Below are 20,266 nucleotides of genomic sequence, written 5' to 3' on the forward strand. Positions count from 1 at the left end.
CAAGAAGAGAAGCCCTTTTCTATACCCTCCAACTGATTTTTCTTCAAAAATTTCTTTTCGGTTTGCCCACGAACATTTTACTCATACGTTCAGAGAACAGATGAACTTTCCCTGATGCGTTACTTGACAACTGGGGGGCTAATTCCTCTAGAATCTTCACTTCTGCATCTAAGGTTCTTGGATTACCATCTGGGGTTGTTATCGTCTCGAACTTACGTTGATTGGGCACTCCTGCTGTTCCTGCTCGCTCTGCCTTACCACTAACCCCAATAATCTCACCTGTTGATCCATTAATTTCATATTCAGCAAAAGCTATGTTTCTTTTTCCACCGATTTTATTAGCTTTTCGAATCTCATTTATTTTCTCTAATGATTCTTCAACAGTACGCGAACCAATTCCAACACCTTGACCCGTCCCCTCAACCTTCGAACTAGCCCCCCGCTTCAACGCCCCGCTAACCCTCTCGGCACCTTTCGCCAACCAGGACGTCCCTACGGAAAAAACTCCGCCCAGTGCTGCTCCAACCGCAAACGACTCCAACGCCTTGCCTCCATCCGGCGTCCGTCCATCCCACAGTTCCCGCAGCGAAGGAAAACGCTCGCTTTTTCCGAGTCATTCCATAATGCCAGTCTTTTTACCCGTGTGCTCCATGGCCTATAACGACTGCAACCTCTCCAAAATCCTTATTAAAGGGAATTTTGGAAGATTAATCTATATCACTTCTTTGTATGTATCGAAACTTTCCCTCATCAATTTCACCTATATTTTGGAAAAGAATGAAAAGCGTCCAAAAAGAACAATCCCGCTAATGTTCTCTGCCAAACAAAAAAGGCGTCTCGAAGTCGAAAGATCGACTTTGGAGACAGCCCATACTTTCACCATCCATAAAAAACAGAACCTCTCACCACATCAAAACACAAAGCTTGAACCAACAAGCCTGCCCGCTATCTTCACCCTTCCACTCACTTCGGCGGCATCCGAATCGCCCCGTCCAGCCGAATCGTCTCTCCGTTTAACATCGGGTTGGTAATAATGCTGTGCACCAATCTGGCGTATTCGCCGGGCTGACCCAGCCGCGATGGAAAAGGAGCAGTTGCTCCCAGCGCGTCTTTTACAGAACGCGGCAACTGGTCAAACATCGGCGTATCAAACAAGCCGGGAGCAATCGTCATCACCCGAATCCCGTACGGTGCCAGATCGCGTGCCAATGGCAATGTCATGCCGACGATTCCGCCTTTGGAGGCGCTGTAGGCTACCTGCCCCACCTGCCCGTCAAAAGCGGCGACAGAAGCGGTATTGATGATGATACCGCGCTCGCCCGTGCTGGCAGGTTCATTTCCTGCCATCTGCTCGACCGCCAGGCGCACTACATTGAACGTGCCGACCAGATTGACTTGGATGACTTTGGCAAATGACTCCAACGAATGCGGACCATTTCTGGACAGCGTCTTTTGCCCCAGGACCACGCCCGCGCAATTGATCGCCGCATGAATGGTGCCAAAGGCTCCTGCTGCGCGGTCAATCGCCTCGCGTACGCTCGCCTCGCTCGTCACATCCGTCTGTACAAACAGGGCTTGCTCACGCCCCAGCTCGCTGGCGAGGGCGTACCCCCGTTCGAGGTCCAGATCAAGAATGGCTGCTTTTCCTCCGTGCTCCACCACATTCCTTACTGTGGCTTCCCCCAATCCGGAAGCTCCACCCGTAACAATGGCAACCACATCCCGAATTTCCACGCCATTCTCTCCCTTCCTTCAAATCGGCATTGGCAACCTATGCAAGTTTTGTACCAACTCACCAAAACGTTGTCCGCTCTCGCTTTGGCGAAAAAACTGCTGTCCATGTCGTGATCCGTGAACATACTCGTAGCGGACAGTTACGGCACCTGTGTCCGCTTGCATCAGATTTCTTGACAATCCGGCTAAGCTATGCTACCGCAGGTTCTTCTCCTAAAAGTACAAATTAATTTAGTCCTTATTTATTGTAATTAACATTTCCTCATTGAAGAACTCTTCAGCAGAGATTAGTTTGCAAAATCCTGAAAGATCCCCTAAATCAAAAATAAACGGTGTTTTCAGGTCTGGATTTAAAATTACCATGCGATGCTCAATTTGATAGGCTAAAGAAATGTCTTTCCAAAAGAAAATATCCAGAGCCCCGTCTTTAAACGCATTTAATTGTTCAATATGATTTTTTGAAAAATCAACATACTTGATAAATGAAGCGATATACGAAATCTTCTTCTCTCGAAAACGTTCTTGAATCCGCTTAACGAAATCAACTGCTCTAATAACTAGTACATATTTACCGAAATCTTTCGGGAACCGCTCCTTCTGCTCATCAGTAAACAACGCTTTTACTTCAATTTGCTTGTCATTTTCTTTAATTATTTCTAAAATACCTGAACTTATCGCCGCAGTACAAAATACGGGTTGATATATACAATCATCTCTACGTAACGTCATTCTCAACACATTTCCAATTGGAATGATCTCTCCTGTTTTCTGGCTAATAAGTTTAACATCCGTTAAATCGTTCATAACCGCAGTAGCCTCTAAAATATCCCCCCTCCCTTTATACCTAGTAGCTTTTTCTAAGTCTATATAATATTTAAGATTATTCATGTACAGCATCCCTTTTTGAAGCTTCTCAAGATTCTCCTTAGAATCAGAAAACTTTAAGAAATATAAAACAGTATGTTCGTACTCTGGAATAGATGATAGTAGTTTCAACAAATGTCAATCCTTTCACTGTAATCTTATTCTCCCGTAACCCGATATTGCAGTTATCCTTGATGACAATTTACTGTATAAAATTCTGCAAAACAATTCGGATAATGTTAAAAGAGTCACATATGACGAAACTCGTGTATCGAAATTTACTAAAGTATTGAATAATTGGAGAACTAATGCGAACTTGTTTTAAGGAAAAAAATCATATAAAACAATTGCAGAGGAACGAAAGATGAGCATTACTTCATTATCATAAGCGTATGGAGATATCGCGAGCTTGATTGCGGATTGCCTCTGAACGTTCGCCATCTACTGCCTATTCCCAAGCAGCGTTATGTCTGCCACTTGTCTCTCTTCCACGCGATCAGCAACGTCTGCCAACAGCCAAGCAATTAAGCCGCTACACCAAAAACCCCGGAAAAAAGAGCGGCGTGCCCTTTTCCAGGGTTTTACGTGCCCGACTGCTCGTGCGAACTGCTTTTCCGGCCCTCATCCCTGTCTACTTGCGGATCCCTTTTTTCGTCGCCAGCTCAGTGTACACACTCGTCTCCTTTTCCGTGTCCTGCGTAAACTGCTGACGATTGGCATAGGCAGGCTCGACCTGTATATCGCTGAGCTTTTGCAAAAAGGCCGGGTCGCTCGTCATTTTGGCGATGCCTTCCTCCCACTTTTGGATGACCGAATCAGGCGTCCCTTTGGCAAACGACACTCCGGTCCACCAGAATACCGTCAGCCCGTCGATGCCTTGCTCCTGTGCAGTAGGGACATCAGGCAAAAACGGGCTTCGCTCCGCTCCGGCAACCGCGAGAATTTTCACCTTGCCCGCCGCAAGCATCGGCATGATTTCGCCGACTGTATGCACCGCCAATACCGCGTGGCCGCCCGCTACTTTGGGGACGGAATCGGAAGCGCCTTTGGTCACGATCATCCTCGTCCTGGAAAAATCCGCGCCAATCGCATCCAGCCACTGGGCCACGCCAAATGCGGAAAAGCCCGCAGGCCCCACCGACGTCCACGTCAGCTGTTCCGGGTTTTCCTTGACCCACTGGGAAAAGGCGGCGAAGTCTTGCCACGGCGCGTCGGCTTTGACGGCGAAGGCGAGCGTCCCTTTGCCGATGCGCGCTGTAAAAATCTGGTCTTCATTTTGAATCGGGGAATTTTTCATCCCGGCAGCCAGCATCGTCGTGTTCGACACGTTGACCGCCAGTGCCGTGTAGCCGTCGTTTTTCGCCTGCTTCAAGGCAAATTCCGCTCCCACGGCACCGCCGCCGCCCGGCTTGTTGACAACGACAATCGGCTGGCCCCATTCTTTGCTCAAATAGTCAGCGGTGGCTCTGGCGACGAGGTCGACGCCGCCTCCGGCCGAATACGGCACGATGTACTCGATTTGCCGGGTCGGATAGGCCGCTGCCGTTTCGCCCTGGCCGGACTCCCCGGTCGCGCAGGCGCTCACGGTTGCCGCCAGCAAAAAAGACATTGTGACCGACACCCATTGTTTGTATCTTTTCACTACTTTTCCTCCCGTCTTTCCACTAGGCTACGTCCACGCCTTTTTTCTGCTCCTCATGCAAGCGCTGGCGGGTTCGCCTGTTCAACAAAAGGGATACGATCAACAGCACCACAGCTGCAAGCAAAATCGCCAGCGACAAAGGGCGGGACAGCACGAAACCGAGCGAGCCGCTTCCCATCGCCATCGTCTGGATGAACGATTCCTCCAGCAACGGCCCGAGAATAAAGCACAAAATCAGCGGCACGACAGGCCATTTATACTTCACAAACAGGTAGCCAAGCCCGCCGAACAAAAAGGCAATCCAGACGTCAAACATGCTGTTGCGCACGCTGTACGCCCCAATCGTACACAGCAGCAAAATAACAGGAGCCATGATGCCAAACGGCACCCTGGTCAGTTTCACCCAGAGCCAGACCATCGGCAAATTCAGCACCAAAAGCATCATGTTGCCGATGAACATGGAGGCGATCACCGTCCAGACGAAGTCCGCATGCTGCGCAAACAACACCGGGCCAGGCGTCAGCCCGTAAATCATCAGGCCCGCGAGCAGAACAGCGAGCGGCGGAGAAGACGGGATGCCGAGCGAAAACAGCGGGATGAAGCCCGCGCTGCTGGTCGCGTTGTTGGCCGCTTCCGGCGCTGCCACCCCTTCTATCGCTCCGTGTCCGAATTTCTCCGGCTGACGGGAAACTTTTTTCTCCAGATCGTACGCCAAAAAAGCGGTAATCGCCGCCGAGCAGCCAGGAAGCAGCCCGAGAAAAAATCCGACAAGCCCGCCTCTAAGCATCGGCGCGGCGCTTTTTTTCATGTCTGCCTTTTGCGGATAGACGCTGCCGGGTTTGCCAACCACGGTCGCCCTGCGCTTTTCCGCGATGCCCTTGAGCACCTCGGTAATCGCGAACAGCCCGATGATAATGCTAATCATGTCCAAGCCGCCCACGAGCGACGAGAAACCGTAGTCAAAGCGCGGCATGCCGGACGATGGCCCCAGGCCGACCAACGAGAGCGCATAGCCGAACGCGCCCATCAAAAACGATTTCAACAGCGAACCGCCCGACAGGCTGACCATCAAGGTGAGGGCGAGCAGCATCAGCGCGAAATATTCAGGCGGCCCGAACTTCAATGCCTGATCGGCGAGCAGCGGCGCAAAAAACACCAATCCGATCACGCCAACTACTCCAGCGACAAACGACGCGATGGCCGAGATGCCGAGCGCAGGCCCGCCCTTTCCCAGTCGGGCCAGCGGATAACCATCCAGACAGGTAGGTACGGACGACAGCTCGCCCGGTATGTTGAGCAAAATCGCCGTGGTAGAGCCGCCATACATCGCCCCGTAGTAAATGCCAGCCAGCATAATCATCCCCTGCGTCGGCTCCAGCACGGTCGTCACTGGCAAAAGAATCGCAATCGCCGAAGTAGGCCCCAGCCCCGGCAGCACCCCTACAAAGGTGCCGATCAAGGCTCCGAGGAATGCCATGAGCAAATTTTCCAGGCTAAAAGCAGTCGCAAATCCGGCCAGCAAAAGCTGCAGCGTTTCGATGGTCAGCACCTCCTACCACAAAACTCCGCCAGGAAAAGGCAATTGCAGCCACAAAACAAACACCGTGTACATCGCGCCCGTCAACAAAAGCGAATAAAAAACGGCGACGTACCACCGATAAGAGCCGATCAACATAAAAAAGACAACGGAAGCAAGCGCCGTAGCAAGCAAGTAGCCCAGCACGCCAATCAGCCACGCATAGAGTAAAAGACTCAACCATGCATACAAGACGCGCGTTCCTTCGTATCCCGGCGCAAATGTCTGACGCGGCGGCGCAGCTTGCGCCTTGCCGGGATAAGACTGTACCAAAAGCACACCTCCGAGCATGACAAAGAAAAACCCCAGTATCGCCGGCAGCGTGTGGTCTCCTGCAAACATGTACTGCGCATAAGCTTGTAACCGATACGCCTCCAGCGAAATCATGACGCCAATCACCATGCAAATAAGCGCGCCAATCCAATCAGCCCGGTTGTGCGGGCGTTTCACAAGCACCACCTCAGCTTCTGGAAAGCTATCATCAGCCTATGGCACATTCGCCTATTGGGTGCAGGTAAAAATTTCGTTACCAGTTTCTTCCAAGTCAACAATGGCGTCGGTTTACCAATTGATTTGGTCACTCGTATGGATGATGACTGGAAAACAATGCCGCATTACAAGCGTACGCCAGTAAAAAAACTGCCACCCGCCAGTCAATAAAACCGACTGGCGAGCGGCAGCTCCCTCTTCTCCCTTATACGATTATTCCATCGTCAAAACGACGCGGCCATTGACTTGGCCTTTTTCCAGGCGCTCCATCACCTCATTGATGTTGTCCAGCGGCTGGGTTTCAATGATGGCGCGGACTTTGCCGCGCGCCGCGAAATCGAGTGCTTCCTGCATGTCTTTGCGCGTTCCGACAATCGAGCCTTTGACGGTTACGCCATTGAGCACGGTATCGAAAATCGGGATTGGCAGCTCTGCATTCGGCAAGCCGACTACGACGAGCGAACCGCCGCGGCGAACAGACTTGTACGCTTGCTCAAACGCCTTTTTCGTCACCGCTACACTGATTGCGCCATGCACGCCGCCGACTTGCTCCTGAATCGCCTGCACCGGATCCGTCTCGCTGCCGTTAACCGTCAGGTCTGCTCCCAGTTCTTTTGCCAAGTCCAGTTTTTCCTTATGAATATCCACCGCGACAACGTTGTAGCCCATCGCCTTCGCATATTGCAGCGCGATGTGGCCCAGGCCGCCGATGCCGTAAATCGCTACCCATTCGCCCGGCTTCACGTTTGCGACTTTCAATGCCTTGTAAGTAGTGACGCCCGCACACAAAATCGGCGCTGCTTCCACATCGCCAAGCTCATCCGGGATACGGGCAACATACGCTGCCGGCGCCACGCAATATTCTGCGTAAGCCCCATCTGCGGAGTAGCCGCCATTGAGCTGCTTTTGGCACAGCGTTTCCCAGCCTGTCAGGCAGTATTCGCATTCGCCGCACGCCGAGAACAGCCACGGAATGCCTACGCGATCACCCAGCTTGAGCGACGTGACGCCTTCGCCGAGCTTTTCAACCACGCCTACGCCTTCGTGTCCCGGAATCAGCGGCAGCTTTGGCTTGACTGGCCAGTCCCCGTGTGCTGCATGCAAGTCAGTATGGCAGACGCCGCACGTCTTGATTTTCACCAAAACCTCGCCGTAGCCGACCTCTGGAACTGGTACTTCCTTCACTTCCAGCTTTTGATGGAACTCGTTGACCACTGCTGCTTTCATTTTGATCTTCCCCCTTTTTTCCCTCTGGGCATATGTATGCCTGTTGAGCGGTGAGCCGCTTCTGCCTCTAAATGAATTGCAAGCAGCATGCCAAAATGTAAGCGCTTTATATCTCGCGCTTTTTCACGATCATCCACAAAAGTCCACACGCAAGTCGGCCGATTTTTCGGCCCATCCAGCCAAAAAATCGGCCCATCTGCCAAGCTTTTGGCCAAAAAAGGGGATTCCTCCCTTTTTGCGGTATTATTACATAGCGGAAAAAGGGGGTAAACGCATGCAAATATCCAAGTTCATGACACCGGAGATCATCTTCGGAAACCAGTCCATCGGCCAGGTCGGGGAAAGCCTTCGCCGATTGGGGGCCTCCCGTGTTTTTCTCGTCAGTGATCCCGGCGTTGTGCAGGCGGGCTGGGTCGAACGGATCATTCACTACTTGCGGCAGCAACACCTCGATTATCATCTCTGGACAAACGTAACCGCCAATCCGAAAGATTACGAGATTCACGCCGGAATCGCCGCTTACCGCGCGGGCGAGTGCAACGCAATTCTCGGCGTTGGCGGCGGCAGCGCCATTGATGCGGCCAAAGCCATCGCCCTGTTGGCCACCAACGAAGGCAGCATTGTGCAGTACGAAGGCGTGGATCGGATCATGCATCCGCTTCCGCCCATGGTCATGGTGCCGACCACTGCTGGCTCCGGCTCGGAGGTATCGCAGTTTTCCATTATTGTCGACAGCGAGCGAAAAGTAAAAATGACAATCGTCTCCAAATCGCTCATTCCCGATATTGCCATCATCGACCCGCAAACTTTGATGACAAAAGACAGACAGCTCACCGCCAATACAGGCATGGACGTCCTGACGCATGCCATCGAATCGTATATTTCCCTCGCCGCGACACCGCTTACCGAGGTACACTCGTTACAGGCGATGCGGCTGATCGCTGAGCATCTGCGGCCATCTGTCGCCAGCCAGTACAACGCCGCAGCCAAACAGGCCATGGCCATGGCGAGCTTGCAGGCGGGCATCGCCTTTTCCAACGCCATCCTTGGAGCCGTACACGCCATGTCCCATCAACTGGGCGGCTTTCTCGACGCACCGCACGGAGAAGTGAATGCGATCCTGCTGCCTCACGTACTCGAATACAACTACATTGCCGCTCCGGAAAAATACAGGCAAATCGCCGAATGCCTGGGCGAGAACACCTCGGGGCTGAGCACCCATGATGCTTCCCGCCTCGCGCTGAAAGCGGTGAAGGACCTGGCAAACGACCTCGATGTCCCCCAATCGCTTTCTGCCATCGGGCTGCACCCGGAGCAAATCGAGCTGCTCAGCTCGCTCGCCCTGCTGGACGTCTGCATGACCACCAACCCGCGTGACATGAGCGTCCAGGACGTCGCTGCCCTTTTTCGCCAGGCATTATAGGAGGCCGACATGCAGACCAAACAGGAGATATTGGAAAAGCTCACCGGAATATCGTCCTCGCGCAAAAGCTACTACAGCGAGCTTGTCTATCTCGTGGAAGAAATGAAAAAGAAAAACCGCCAGCTCGCCGTCATCAACGAGCTGACGCAAATCCAGATCAACGCCACCTGGCCGCAAACGAGCAGCTATCTCGCCGCGCAACTGTCGCAAATTCTCGCCTTCGAGCACTTTGCCCTGACGATTGTCAAAGGCGGCATGCCCGCTTCCTACTTGTGTATCTGGACCGACTCCGACTGGCAATGCCGCACCTTGCCCCAACCTGCGGCTGCCGATCCGGCGCTGTTTATCGAGCAGATTCACCAGAAGCTCGCGGAGGTGCTGCCGCAGCATTTTGCCACGTCTGTGCCGCTGCGCAGCCAGTTGAACCAGACGTTCGGCTTTTTGACCCTGCTGCAAAAGGAGCAGCGCCAGGCAGACAAGGAGGAAGCAGAGCTGATCCAGCTCGTCGCCAGACACGTTGGCGTCGTCGTGGAAAACAGCCTGCTGTTCCAGGATGTGAACGAAAAAATCAAGATCGAAGCCCAACTGATCCAGTCTGCGAAAATGGCGGCGATCGGCGAAATGGCGGCCGGAATCGCCCACGAGCTGAACAGCCCGCTGACTGCGATTCTCGGCAATTCCCAGTTGCTCATGCGCGATATGGCGGATAGCCCCACGGCCCCACTCATGCGGGACATTTACCAATGCGGGGTGCGCTGCAAAAAGATTATTCAGAACTTACTGACGTTTTCCCGACAGGAGGAATATTTGTTTGAGGCCGTTACCATCGACGAGGTCGTGGAAGATGTGCTCGGGCTGATCGGCTACCAGCTGACCGTCTCCGGCCTGACCATAACCCGGGAAATGAACGTGCCAAGCCTGCAATTCTACGGAAGCCGCCATCAAATCGAGCAAATCGTCATCAACCTGCTGCTGAACGCCAGAGATGCGCTTGCAGACAGCACGGACCCGCGGATCGTCATCCGTTCGTTTCTCACGGAAGAAGATGGCGTCCGCTACGCAGGGTTGTCCGTTTACGACAACGGGACAGGCATCCCCAAGGATTTGTTGCCGCAAATTTTCCAGCCGTTTTTCTCTACAAAAGAACGGTCAAAAGGAACCGGATTGGGCCTATCCGTCAGTCTCGGCATCGCGGAAGCGCACGGCGGCAGGCTGTTTGCGGAAAGCGAGGAGAATGACTACAGCAAGTTCACGCTGCTGCTGCCGTTGCTTGAGAGAGAGGAGGACAACCATGGAACCGAAACGGATTTTGATTGTCGATGATGAGACAGAAGTGACCACCTTTTTCACCTATTTTCTCCAGCGCAAAAACTGCGAGGTCGTCGTGGCGAATACAGGCAAAGAGGTCAAGCGGCTTTTGCATGACACCTCCTTGTCCTTTCAAGCCGCCCTCGTCGATTTGAAGCTGCCAGACGCAGACGGCCTGGAGCTTTTGCGCGAGATCAAGGCTACCCATCCTGCGTGCGAGGTGCTGATTATGACGGGCTACAGCACGATCAAATCGGCAGTCACAGCGATGCAGTGGGGTGCCAAGGATTATCTGGAAAAGCCGTTTGACGATCTGGACAGTCTGGAACAAGTGATCGACTCTGTCCTGTCTGCTTCGGCAAAACAAAAAGATGACCTATCCCAAGAAGCCGCACAATATGGTATCGTGTATTCATCAGAAAGCCCGATGGCTCAAGTAACAGCCATTGCCAAAAAATTGGCAAAAAAAGCAATCCACGTCCTGATCGAAGGAGAAACAGGCACAGGCAAGGAGCTGATGGCCCGCTTTCTCCACGGAGCGAGCAACCGCGCCCAACAGCCGTTTGTCGCCTTCAACTGCGGCGCCGTCCCGGAATCGCTTCTGGAAAGCGAGCTGTTCGGTTTTGAAAAAGGCGCTTTTACCGGGGCGATCAAATCGCGAAAAGGCTTGTTTGAGCTTGCGCACAACGGCACGCTGTTTCTCGATGAGATCGGCGAAGCCCCCCTCTCGATTCAGGTCAAACTGCTGCGCACGCTGGAAACGGGAGAATTCATGCGGGTCGGAGGCGAGCAGGTCGGCCAGAGCAACATCCGCTTCATCTCGGCCACGAACCGCAACCTGGAGCACGAAGTCGAGATGAACCGTTTCCGCAGCGACTTGCTGTATCGGCTGGAAGGAATCAAGCTCGCGATTCCTCCCCTGCGCGAGCGGACGTGCGATATTCCGGCAATCGCCCACTACTATTTGCAAAAGCGCAGCGGCACCGCGTGCGAGATCGAGCCGGACGCCCTGGAGCTTTTGCAGCGCTACGACTGGCCGGGCAACGTCAGACAGCTGCTTAACGTCCTCAACCAGACCATCGCCTTGCACGAATGCGAGCGGCTGCGCGCAGAGCACCTGCCAGCCCAGCTTCGGCAGAAAGCGACGCAGCCGAAGCTGCAAGGGCGAGAGCAGCCCGCCGAAGACCAGCCGCAGCCCGGCAGCATCGAACAGGCAATTGAGCGGGAATGCGCGCGCTTCGTGGAATCGCTCACCCGCAACATCCCGTCCATCGACGGCATTGACTTCGAATATTTGCAAAAACGAATCAAGCTCCTGGAAGGGGAAATCGGGCGGGCGATCATCGAAAAGGGACTGAGCGAGACAAAAGGAGACAGGCAGTTGTTGAGCAAGAAGTTGAATATCACCAAGCGGACGATCCGCTACATTCTCAATGAAAAGGGGTAATGCCTCGCCGGCCAGCGCTGATCCCCTGTTAGGAGGCAATACGTTGTGGTACCCCAAAAACAGCAATATGGGTTGATCTCCAACCTGAAAAGCATCCCGGCAGACTTTTCCCTCTCTGCCGTCATTGTCGGCCTGATCGCTACCATGGTTTCGTATGCAGGGCCGCTGTTGATCGTGTTTCAGGCAGCGCAAGGCGCGGGTCTCAGTGAAGCCGAGCTGTCCTCCTGGATCTGGGCGATCTCGATTGGCAGCGGCCTGACCGCAATCATTCTAAGTATCTGGTACAAAACACCCGTCATTACAGCGTGGTCGACGCCCGGTGCCGTCCTGCTCGTATCGAGCCTGACCGTCTATCCGTACAGCGATGCAATCGGGGCGTACCTGTTTTCCGCCGCCGTCATCACCCTGCTCGGCGTCTCCGGCTTGTTTTCCATCCTGATGAAATACGTGCCGCAGTCGATCACAACGGCCATGCTCGCGGGGATTCTTTTGTCCTTTGGCGTCGATGTGTTCGTTTCGATGCAGCACCTGCCTGCCCTGGCGTTGCCGATGATTTTTTGCTACCTGTTCGCCAAGCGCTGGTCCCCGCGCTACGCGGTCGTGCTCACACTCCTGGTCGGGCTGGCCGTCGCCTTCGGGATGGGACGCCTGAAGCTCGACTCCGTCCAGATGGCGTTGGTCAATCCCGTGTTTACGCTGCCGACCTTCTCGCTTGATGCGATTGTCGGCCTGGGGATTCCGCTGTGCATCGTCACGATGGCTTCGCAAAACGCGCCGGGAATCGGCGTCCTGAAGGCAGACGGTTACGACACGCCTGCAAGCCCGCTCGTGGCGACGACCGGAATCGCTTCGCTCCTGCTCGCTCCTTTTGGCTCGCACGGGATCAATCTCGCTGCGATTACGGCTGCCATCTGCACGGGCAAGGAAGCGCACCAGGACCTCTCCAAGCGGTACATCGCGGGAATTGCCTGCGGTGCCTTTTACCTCGTGTTCGGCATGTTCGGCGCGACGATCACTTCTGTCTTTTTCGGGCTGCCGAAGGAACTGGTTGCCGTCATCGCCGGTCTGGCTTTGTTTGCGTCGCTTAGCTCCAGCCTTGCCCAGGCGATGAGCGATATAAAGGAACGGGAATGCGCCCTCGTCACCTTCCTCGTCACGATTTCCGGCATCTCCATCGGCGGGATCGGCGCCGCCTTCTGGGGACTGATTGCCGGGGTCATCACCAATCTGATCTTGAACGGAAATGTGCGGAGCTGGTTCGTGCGCAAAAAGGATGTACGGCCGATAGCCTAGCTGTACTGGTGTCGGAAAAAAGCCATTCTGTTCACGTTTCTGACAGGCAAAAGGGGCGTCTCGTAGTCGACATAGCGACTTTTGAGACGCCCCTTTTTGCGTTGTCCGTTACAGGCGTGAGTCCGCCTGATGAATGCCTGGTTTGCCTTTACCGATACAGCCCTTGCTCTTTGGCGTAGTTTCCCCAATGCGGGCGGCTGCCGTCGCGATCGACAAACGGGTACTCGTCTGAAAGCCCCCAGGTGCTCAGCGCCTGTCCTGCCTTTTCGGCGACGGCGGGATCAGCGGCGAGCGCTGCGACTGCCCGCCCGATGTACGTTGGCGTTTCCGACATGATGAAATGAGGCTCTTTCTTGACAGCCTCTCTCCACGTCTCTTCCGTCACCCCAAAATAGTCGAGCATCTCCTCCGAACGCAAGAATCCGGGTGTCAGTGCCAGAGCGGTAACGCCGTGCGGGCGCAGGTCCTCTGCCATCGCCTGGGCCAGATGGATCACGGAAATTTTCGCCAGACTGTAGTACAGATTCTCGCGATACCGATAGTCGATCCCGTCCGTGATCTCGATGATGAGTCCTTTCTTTTGCTCCACCATGAGCGGTGCGGCATAGTAGCTCGTAATCATGTGCGTGTGGACTGCGCGCTGCTGCATCAGCAAACCGTCTGCCAAAGAATGCTCCCAAAACGTTTTTCCCCAGGCGGTCAACTTCTCGCCGCCCCATATGTCGTTCACCAAAATGTCGAGATGGCCGTTTTGCTCCGCTTTTACCCGTTCGAACAGCGCTTTCACTTCGTCTTCCTGCGAATGATCGACCCGGACCGCAATGCCGACTCCGCCGCTCGCCGTCACCAGTTCCGCTGTCTCTTCAATCGTCTCAGGCCGGCCCAAGTCAGATTGCTGCCCTCTCACGCTGCGTCCCGTTACATAGACGGTTGCGCCTGCCTCCCCCAAACCGATGGCAATCCCGCGCCCGGCCCCTCTCGTTCCGCCCGCGACCACTGCGACTTTTCCTTGCAAGGCTTTCATCCTGACATTCCTCCTTTTTCGTTTCGCACCGCATACAGCTCTCCGTCTGGTGTTGAGCTGCATGAAGGCGCTCTGTCGACCTCATGGATCAGTGTAGCGCTGTATATATGACACCATCTGTCATATTGGGTAAAGTAAAATGAAAGGCATAACAAGTGACCGATCGTGAGGAGGAATTTTCATGCGGGCAGACCGACTGCTCTCGATTTTGCTGCACCTGCAAAACCACGGCCGAATGACAACCAGGCAACTGGCGGAAATGCTGGAGGTGTCCGAGCGGACGATCCACCGGGACATGGAGGCTTTGAGCGCATCAGGCGTGCCTGTCTACGCCGAACGGGGTTCCGCTGGCGGATGGGCTCTGGCAGAGGGCTACCGCAGCAATTTGACCGGGTTGAAAACGGATGAACTGCAATCGCTCATGCTGTCCTCTCCTTCCGCTCTGTTGAACGATCTGGGGCTTCGGGAACAGTACGAGCACGCTTTTCTCAAGCTGCTGTCCGCCTTGCCGCAGAGCGTTCAGCAGGACGCCTGGCACGTGCGGCAGCGGCTGCATATCGACGGAGCAGGCTGGCACGAATCAGACGAGTCGTTTCCGCTGCTCCACACCATCCAGGACGCCGTCTGGCTCACCCGCAAGCTTTGGGTCCGCTACCAGCGGGAGGACGCGGTTGTCGAGCGGATTGTGCAGCCGCTCGGGCTGGTCGCCAAGCGAAGCGTCTGGTATTTGGTAGCGCAGGTCGATGAGGACATGCGCACGTACCGGATTTCGCGGTTTGCGGAGGCGAAGGTGCTGGAAGAGTCTTTCGTCCGGCCCGCAGACTTTGATCTCGCCAGCTACTGGGAAGAATCGACGAAGCAGTTCAAGGCAAGCCTCCCGCGCTATCCGGCTGTCATTCGCATTCGCGAAGAAATACTGCCCCGGCTGAAACAGGAGCGCTACATAAAAATAGCCTCCATCCAAACCGCTTCGGAAAACGGCTGGATGGAAGCCGATGTGGAATTTCATACGCTGGATTCCGCTTGCACGCTGGTGCTTGGGTACGGTCCAGCCATTGAAGTGCTCAAGCCGGATGAGCTGCGGACAGAAGTTGTAGCAAGCGCGGCTGGCATCCTGCGGCTGTACGGTGGCAATACTGCTGGTGATTCAGATAAACAGCCTGTTGGCTGACCGCTTGGTTGATCGCGTGACTGACTGCGCGACTGACCACCCGGCTGATCGCACGACTAATCGCCGCTTAGCTGACGCTTGCGGCGTCAGACGTCCTCGTTTCTTTTCCGCACAAGAGCAGGGCCGTCGTGCCAGCGAACAGCACCAGCGTAAATACGCTGAAAATGAACGTGTAGCTGTAGTGCAAGGACGAATAGTAGCCCACGAGATATGGCGCAATGATGCTGCCAATCCGCCCGATGCCGGAAGCAAAACCGGAGCCTGTCGCCCGCAGAGGCGTCGGGTAGTTTTCCGGCGTGTAGGCGTACAGCGCCCCCCAAGCGCCGAGATTGAAAAAGGACAGCAGTGCGCCTGTTACCAGAAGCTCGGTCGTTTGGCTGCTCTGTCCGAAGGCGAATGCCATCACAGCGGTCATGAACAAAAAGCTTGCCAGCGTCTTTTTGCGGCCCCAGTTTTCCACAAGGTAGGCTGCGGCGAAATAGCCGGGCAACTGCGCCAGCGTCATCACCAGGACGTACTGAAAGCTTTTAATCATCGTGAAACCTTTGTCCACCAGCACGGACGGCATCCACAAAAACATGCCGTAGTAGGAAAAAGCAATGGCGAACCAGACCGCCCACAAGGCAACCGTTTCCCGCTTGTGCGAGGTCAGCAGCTTTTGCAACGGCACCTGCTCGGTGCGCTTATGAAACTGGGGCGACTCGGGAATAGCCCGGCGTGCGTACCACGCATACCCAATCGGCAAGGCCCCGATGATAACAGCCACTCGCCATCCGTATTCAGGAATGATGAAGTACGAAATCACCGCCGCCGCGATCCAGCCAACAGCCCAAAAGCTTTCCAGCAGCACGACCGTACTCCCGCGTTTTTCCGGGGGCGCGAACTCGTTGACAAGCGTGGAGGCCACAGGCAGCTCTGCGCCAAGGCCCAGACCCATCAAAAAGCGGAAGAGCAGCATGGTGAAAAAGCCAGTGGCAAAAGCACTCGCGAAGCTGGCCGCGCCAAACAGCAGAAGCGTAAGGAGAAAGACTGGCTTACGCCCGACCCGGTCTGCCAGGTAGCCGCCTGCCATCGCGCCAATGGCCATACCTACAAGGTTGCCGGTTCCCAAAAGACCGGCTTCTTCAGGGGACAAGCCCCATTCTTGCCTGAGTGCAACCATAATAAAGGATAAAAGGGCAACATCCATCGCGTCGAACATCCAGCCAAAGCCCGCTGCCCAAAACACTTTTTTGTACGATGCTGACATATCATTCCCTGCTTTCTTCTCGTTTGCGCGCGCATGCACGCCTTGTAAACATTTCGCGTACCGTTCGATTTTCCTGCCCGCAAATAAAAGTCCGACGATTTGCCGTTAGTTTTTCCCTTTAGGTGGGAAGGCATTAGTTTTTTAGTGTGGGGAAAGAAGTTTAGCCAGGGTTTATTAGATATTTTGAATCAGTGCAGGTGGTTACGAAAAGCCATTTATCGCGATCATTAGTGGCAGCGAGGATCGCTGTAGCCACTTGTCTCCCTCGCTGCAGCAACGATTCACTCTTTTCTTTTTAAAAAAAGCCCGAACCAAGCCCCACAGCCCCTCAGGAGGAAACAGGAGAAACAAGCGAAGGTCTTTGGGACTCCCCGCAGGCGGCCAGTCCTTGCTTCCCCGCCAGAGTCCCAAGCACCTTGAGCGGTTTCTCCTGTTTCCTCCCTTCGCTGCAGCTACGATCAACCCTTTTCTTAAAAAAACAGGCCAGAACAACGTAACTTGTCCCGACCTGCCAAAAGCGATCAATGCGCAGACGCGCCCTGACCTTCCCATCCCTCTTTTTTCGGTGGAACCGCCCGCTTGATAAACAGCGAAATAATCCAGGCAAGCACAACCAGAGCGAAAGCCAGCAGGAACGCACTTTTCATTCCCGCCATCATGGCGAGTACCTGTGCGTTGGCATCCGCCTTCTGTCCACCAAGCTGCTCCAGATAACGGCTGGTGCCGTTTGTCATGACGGTGACAAGCAAGGCCGTCCCGACTGCTCCCGACACTTGCTGCAAGGTGCTGATGATGGCCGTGCCGTGTGGATAAAGCTGCGGCGGCAGTTCGTTCAAGGCGTTGGTCATGACCGGCATCATCAGCATGGAAATGCCCAGCATCAACAGCGTGTTGAAGATCATGATGGTCGCATACGAAGTAGACAGGGTAATGAAAGCGAATTGCAACAACGTGTTGCCGACGAGCGCCAGACCGATAACAGCCAGCCATTTGGCCCCGAACCTGTCGAACAGGCGTCCCGTAATCGGCGACATGATCCCCATGACAATCCCGCCCGGCAGCATGACGAGCCCTGCCTCAAACGGGCTGTAGCCAAGTGCGTTTTGGAGGAAGATCGGCAACAGCATCATCGCGGAAAACATCGCCATCATGACGATCATCATGATGACGGTCGACATCCGAAATACGGTATACGTAAAAGTGCGCAGATCAAGCAGCGGCTCGGACAGCCGCAACTGCCGCCAGGTAAACAGGATGAGGGCGACAACCCCAATCGTGATCGGCCAGAGCACCTCGTTGCTTCCCCAGCCGCCAGATCCTTCTCCTGCGCTGCTGAAACCAAATACGATGCCCCCGAAGCCGCAGGTAGACAACAGCAGGGAAAGGACATCTACGCGTGGGCGAGAAGTTTCCGTGACGTTTTTCAGTCGGAAATAGGCAAAGGTGACAACGAACAAAACAATCGGCAACACCCCGTAAAAGAGCGCGCGCCAGCTGAAATGCTCGACGATGATGCCGGACAGCGTCGGGCCAATCGCCGGTGCGAACGTAATCACGATCCCGATCGTTCCCATGGCCGAACCGCGTTTTTCAATCGCCACGACGGACAGCACCACATTCGTCAACAAAGGGAACAAGAGTCCCGTTCCCGACGCTTGCAGCACCCTGCCAACCAGAAGCAGGCCAAAGCCCGGTGCAATCGCCGCTGCGAGCGTCCCCAGCGTGAACAGCCCCATCGCTGACAAAAACAACGTCCGCGTCGTAAAGCGCTGAATGAGAAAGGCGGTAACAGGAATCAACACGCCAATGACCAGCAAATAGCCCGTTGCCAGCCATTGCGCCTTGCTGGGAGAAATGCCGATGTCATCCATAATTTTCGACAAGGCCACGTTCAGGAGCGTTTCGTTGAGAATGGCCACAAACACCCCCAGGATCATGACCATGACGACGAGAAAATTGCTCCTGCTCCCGAACGTCCCTCCACTCTGTTTCGTTTCTTGATGATTTTCCACTTGGTTTCTCCTTTCAATCTTCCAATTGCGTGTTACGCGCGCACTTCAGCTCTTCTCTAAATCGCTAGCCCATCCTCTCCTGCTCCTTAGCTTGTGATTTCTTTTCGATTGATATAATACCAAGCTCCCCCTGAAGAGGCCGTCCCGTTGACTGCGACGATTGGGACAGCCCCTTCCCTGCCTGTGTGGTCAAAAAATTTCCGTGGCATCGGGCGCAAGCTGGGAAACACGCTGCAAATAGTGCGTGACGCGCTCGTCATCGCCCTGCGGGTACACGAAGCCCAGAGCAGCCGCCACCTCAATGTCCTTTGTTTTTTGCCGTACCTGGCCTTGTTCGTGCAAAAAAACAACAAACTAACGGCGGTCCGCGAATCCGCTTCGAACGATGTTTGTTTTAAACGATCAGCAAGGAGACGAACGCTTCCCGATCAAGGTTGCCGAAAAACTCCTGCAGGTTGACGTCGGCGAGCCGCGCACTGAGCGAGGCGCGATCATAAGGCGTGTCGATAAGCCGTTCCTCCAGTTCGGCTACATCTCTCACGCCGAAAAAGTCTCCGTATATTTTCGCCGCCTTGATTTTTCCCTTCTCAATATCAAGCTGCACTTCAATGCTGCCGATGTTGTCAAACCGCTTCGACTGGCGGTAATTGCTCTTTGGCGATTTGCCGTAGTTCCAGTCCCAGCTCTGGTAACGGGCCTTGGACAGCTCGTGAATTTTCACCCAGTCTTCGTCGGTCAGCCTGTATTCCTCAACCTGTCCCTCCCCGAAAATGGAATGAAGAATCGCCAGACGGAACTGCTCAATCGTCATCGGCTGCGGCAAAAACTCCGATATGTTGGCGACCCGGCTGCGAATGGACTTGATGCCCTTCGACTGGATTTTGTCTGCGTTCACTTTCAAGGCAGACACCACGTTTTCGATTTCGGAATCAAACAGCAGCGTGCCGTGACTGAACATCCGGCCTTTGGTCGCATACTGCGCATTACCGGAAATTTTCCTCTCCCCGACCTGAATGTCGTTGCGTCCGGTCAGCTCCGCCTCGACGCCAAGCTTTTTCAACGCCTGAACGACCGGCTCGGTGAATTTGCGGAAGTTGTGAAAAGATTCGCCGTCATCGTTGGTGATGAAGCTGAAGTTGAGATTGCCAAGATCATGGTAAACCGCCCCGCCGCCAGACAGCCTGCGCACGACGTGGATGTTGTTTTCCTCGACATAGGCGGAATTGATTTCTTCGATTGTGTTCTGGTTTTTGCCGATGATGATCGAAGGCTCGTTTATGTAAAACAGCAGATAATCTTCGCTTGCAGGCAAATGCTTCAGCGCGTATTCCTCAATAGCCAGATTGATGCGAGGATCTGTAATTCCTTGGTTATCTATGAATTTCATCAGACAGCCTCCATTCCAATACGATTTAACTCTCCCATCATACCATGAGCGGCTGGCAAACACCGCTAAAAGTCCCTGACGAATTCCAATCGTGTGCAACGGTTTTCCATATAATAAAAAAACAGCAACCGTTCCTAAAGCCAGTTACTGTTCCATCTCACATTTTGGTTTCTCAATTCTTTCGCTTCCCCCACGGCTTGAAAACAGACAAAAGAAACAACAGGAAAAGCGAGAGCACCTGCAAGACAATCCCCGTCCACAGTTGTCCACTGTTGACGAGAAAAGCCGGGTTTTCCACCGCCGCAAGCCCTTCTGCCCTGGCAATCGTCATCGCCTGCAACGTCCACACGTACATGCCGATTGGCCCGAGCACACCGCAACTAGCGTGAGCTCTTCCATGGCGATGATCCAGTAGTAGCG

The 20,266-nt window shown here is 54.3% G+C and carries 18 protein-coding genes; 5 read left to right on the top strand and 13 right to left on the bottom strand.

The window, feature by feature from the left end:
• Positions 1-43: 43 nt before the first annotated feature.
• The 8 genes from AAFJ72_RS17140 to AAFJ72_RS17175 all read right to left on the bottom strand — a co-directional run bounded on the left by AAFJ72_RS17140 (position 44) and on the right by AAFJ72_RS17175 (position 7,747).
• A complete protein-coding gene (locus AAFJ72_RS17140) occupies positions 44-541 on the bottom strand; it encodes a hypothetical protein (RefSeq protein WP_432774902.1) in 498 nt (165 codons plus the stop codon).
• 422 nt (positions 542-963) lie between these two features.
• Entirely contained in the window at positions 964-1,734 is a 771-nt protein-coding gene (locus AAFJ72_RS17145) for a 3-hydroxyacyl-CoA dehydrogenase (RefSeq protein WP_432774903.1), read from the bottom strand.
• A gap of 231 nt (positions 1,735-1,965) precedes the next feature.
• Complete coding sequence (locus tag AAFJ72_RS17150; RefSeq protein WP_148039088.1) at positions 1,966-2,622, bottom strand: hypothetical protein; 657 nt, start codon at positions 2,620-2,622, stop codon at positions 1,966-1,968.
• A 607-nt stretch (positions 2,623-3,229) separates the two neighbouring features.
• Entirely contained in the window at positions 3,230-4,240 is a 1,011-nt protein-coding gene (locus AAFJ72_RS17155; protein ID WP_432774905.1) for a Bug family tripartite tricarboxylate transporter substrate binding protein, read from the bottom strand.
• A gap of 22 nt (positions 4,241-4,262) precedes the next feature.
• Positions 4,263-5,789: a tripartite tricarboxylate transporter permease gene (locus tag AAFJ72_RS17160; RefSeq protein WP_432774906.1), complete on the bottom strand. Its 1,527-nt coding sequence runs from the start codon at positions 5,787-5,789 to the stop codon at positions 4,263-4,265.
• Between the two features lie 3 nt (positions 5,790-5,792).
• Positions 5,793-6,272 (bottom strand): tripartite tricarboxylate transporter TctB family protein, encoded by a 480-nt coding sequence (locus tag AAFJ72_RS17165; protein WP_432774907.1) that lies wholly within the window; start codon positions 6,270-6,272, stop codon positions 5,793-5,795.
• A gap of 246 nt (positions 6,273-6,518) precedes the next feature.
• Positions 6,519-7,532 carry an alcohol dehydrogenase AdhP gene (gene adhP, locus AAFJ72_RS17170; RefSeq protein ID WP_122903084.1) on the bottom strand — a complete coding sequence of 338 codons (1,014 nt, stop codon included), beginning with the start codon at positions 7,530-7,532 and terminating at the stop codon, positions 6,519-6,521.
• Positions 7,529-7,747 (bottom strand): hypothetical protein, encoded by a 219-nt coding sequence (locus AAFJ72_RS17175; RefSeq protein WP_432774908.1) that lies wholly within the window; start codon positions 7,745-7,747, stop codon positions 7,529-7,531. Before AAFJ72_RS17175 ends, adhP begins: the two co-directional genes overlap by 4 nt.
• A 59-nt stretch (positions 7,748-7,806) precedes the next feature.
• Between AAFJ72_RS17175 and AAFJ72_RS17180 the strand changes: the two genes are divergently transcribed.
• From AAFJ72_RS17180 to AAFJ72_RS17195, 4 genes are read left to right on the top strand one after another with little or no spacing between them, the layout of a single operon-like run.
• Positions 7,807-8,955: an iron-containing alcohol dehydrogenase gene (locus tag AAFJ72_RS17180; protein WP_122903086.1), complete on the top strand. Its 1,149-nt coding sequence runs from the start codon at positions 7,807-7,809 to the stop codon at positions 8,953-8,955.
• A 9-nt stretch (positions 8,956-8,964) separates the two neighbouring features.
• Positions 8,965-10,278 carry a sensor histidine kinase gene (locus tag AAFJ72_RS17185; protein ID WP_432774909.1) on the top strand — a complete coding sequence of 438 codons (1,314 nt, stop codon included), beginning with the start codon at positions 8,965-8,967 and terminating at the stop codon, positions 10,276-10,278.
• A complete protein-coding gene (locus AAFJ72_RS17190; RefSeq protein WP_432774911.1) occupies positions 10,247-11,710 on the top strand; it encodes a sigma-54-dependent transcriptional regulator in 1,464 nt (487 codons plus the stop codon). The genes AAFJ72_RS17185 and AAFJ72_RS17190 overlap by 32 nt, the downstream gene beginning before the upstream one ends.
• A gap of 45 nt (positions 11,711-11,755) precedes the next feature.
• Positions 11,756-13,003 (top strand): benzoate/H(+) symporter BenE family transporter, encoded by a 1,248-nt coding sequence (locus tag AAFJ72_RS17195; protein WP_432774912.1) that lies wholly within the window; start codon positions 11,756-11,758, stop codon positions 13,001-13,003.
• A 148-nt stretch (positions 13,004-13,151) separates the two neighbouring features.
• On the opposite strand, the gene AAFJ72_RS17200 is transcribed toward AAFJ72_RS17195, so the two are convergent.
• The gene (locus AAFJ72_RS17200) at positions 13,152-14,027 is read right to left on the bottom strand and encodes an SDR family oxidoreductase (protein ID WP_432774913.1); all 876 of its coding nucleotides are present in this window, start codon (positions 14,025-14,027) and stop codon (positions 13,152-13,154) included.
• A gap of 181 nt (positions 14,028-14,208) precedes the next feature.
• On the opposite strand from AAFJ72_RS17200, the gene AAFJ72_RS17205 reads away from it, so the two are divergent.
• A complete protein-coding gene (locus AAFJ72_RS17205; RefSeq protein WP_432774914.1) occupies positions 14,209-15,198 on the top strand; it encodes a helix-turn-helix transcriptional regulator in 990 nt (329 codons plus the stop codon).
• 67 nt (positions 15,199-15,265) lie between these two features.
• On the opposite strand, the gene AAFJ72_RS17210 is transcribed toward AAFJ72_RS17205, so the two are convergent.
• The 4 genes from AAFJ72_RS17210 to AAFJ72_RS17225 all read right to left on the bottom strand — a co-directional run bounded on the left by AAFJ72_RS17210 (position 15,266) and on the right by AAFJ72_RS17225 (position 20,201).
• Positions 15,266-16,447, bottom strand: a complete 1,182-nt coding sequence (locus tag AAFJ72_RS17210) for an MFS transporter (protein WP_432774915.1) — start codon at positions 16,445-16,447, stop codon at positions 15,266-15,268.
• A 521-nt stretch (positions 16,448-16,968) separates the two neighbouring features.
• Positions 16,969-18,459 (bottom strand): MDR family MFS transporter, encoded by a 1,491-nt coding sequence (locus tag AAFJ72_RS17215; RefSeq protein WP_432774916.1) that lies wholly within the window; start codon positions 18,457-18,459, stop codon positions 16,969-16,971.
• A 394-nt stretch (positions 18,460-18,853) separates the two neighbouring features.
• Complete coding sequence (locus AAFJ72_RS17220) at positions 18,854-19,846, bottom strand: lipoate--protein ligase (protein WP_432774917.1); 993 nt, start codon at positions 19,844-19,846, stop codon at positions 18,854-18,856.
• Between the two features lie 172 nt (positions 19,847-20,018).
• Positions 20,019-20,201 (bottom strand): hypothetical protein, encoded by a 183-nt coding sequence (locus AAFJ72_RS17225; RefSeq protein WP_432774918.1) that lies wholly within the window; start codon positions 20,199-20,201, stop codon positions 20,019-20,021.
• Positions 20,202-20,266 lie beyond the last annotated feature (65 nt).

Source organism: Brevibacillus gelatini (genome assembly GCF_050920745.1).
Lineage (GTDB): Bacteria > Bacillota > Bacilli > Brevibacillales > Brevibacillaceae > Brevibacillus > Brevibacillus gelatini.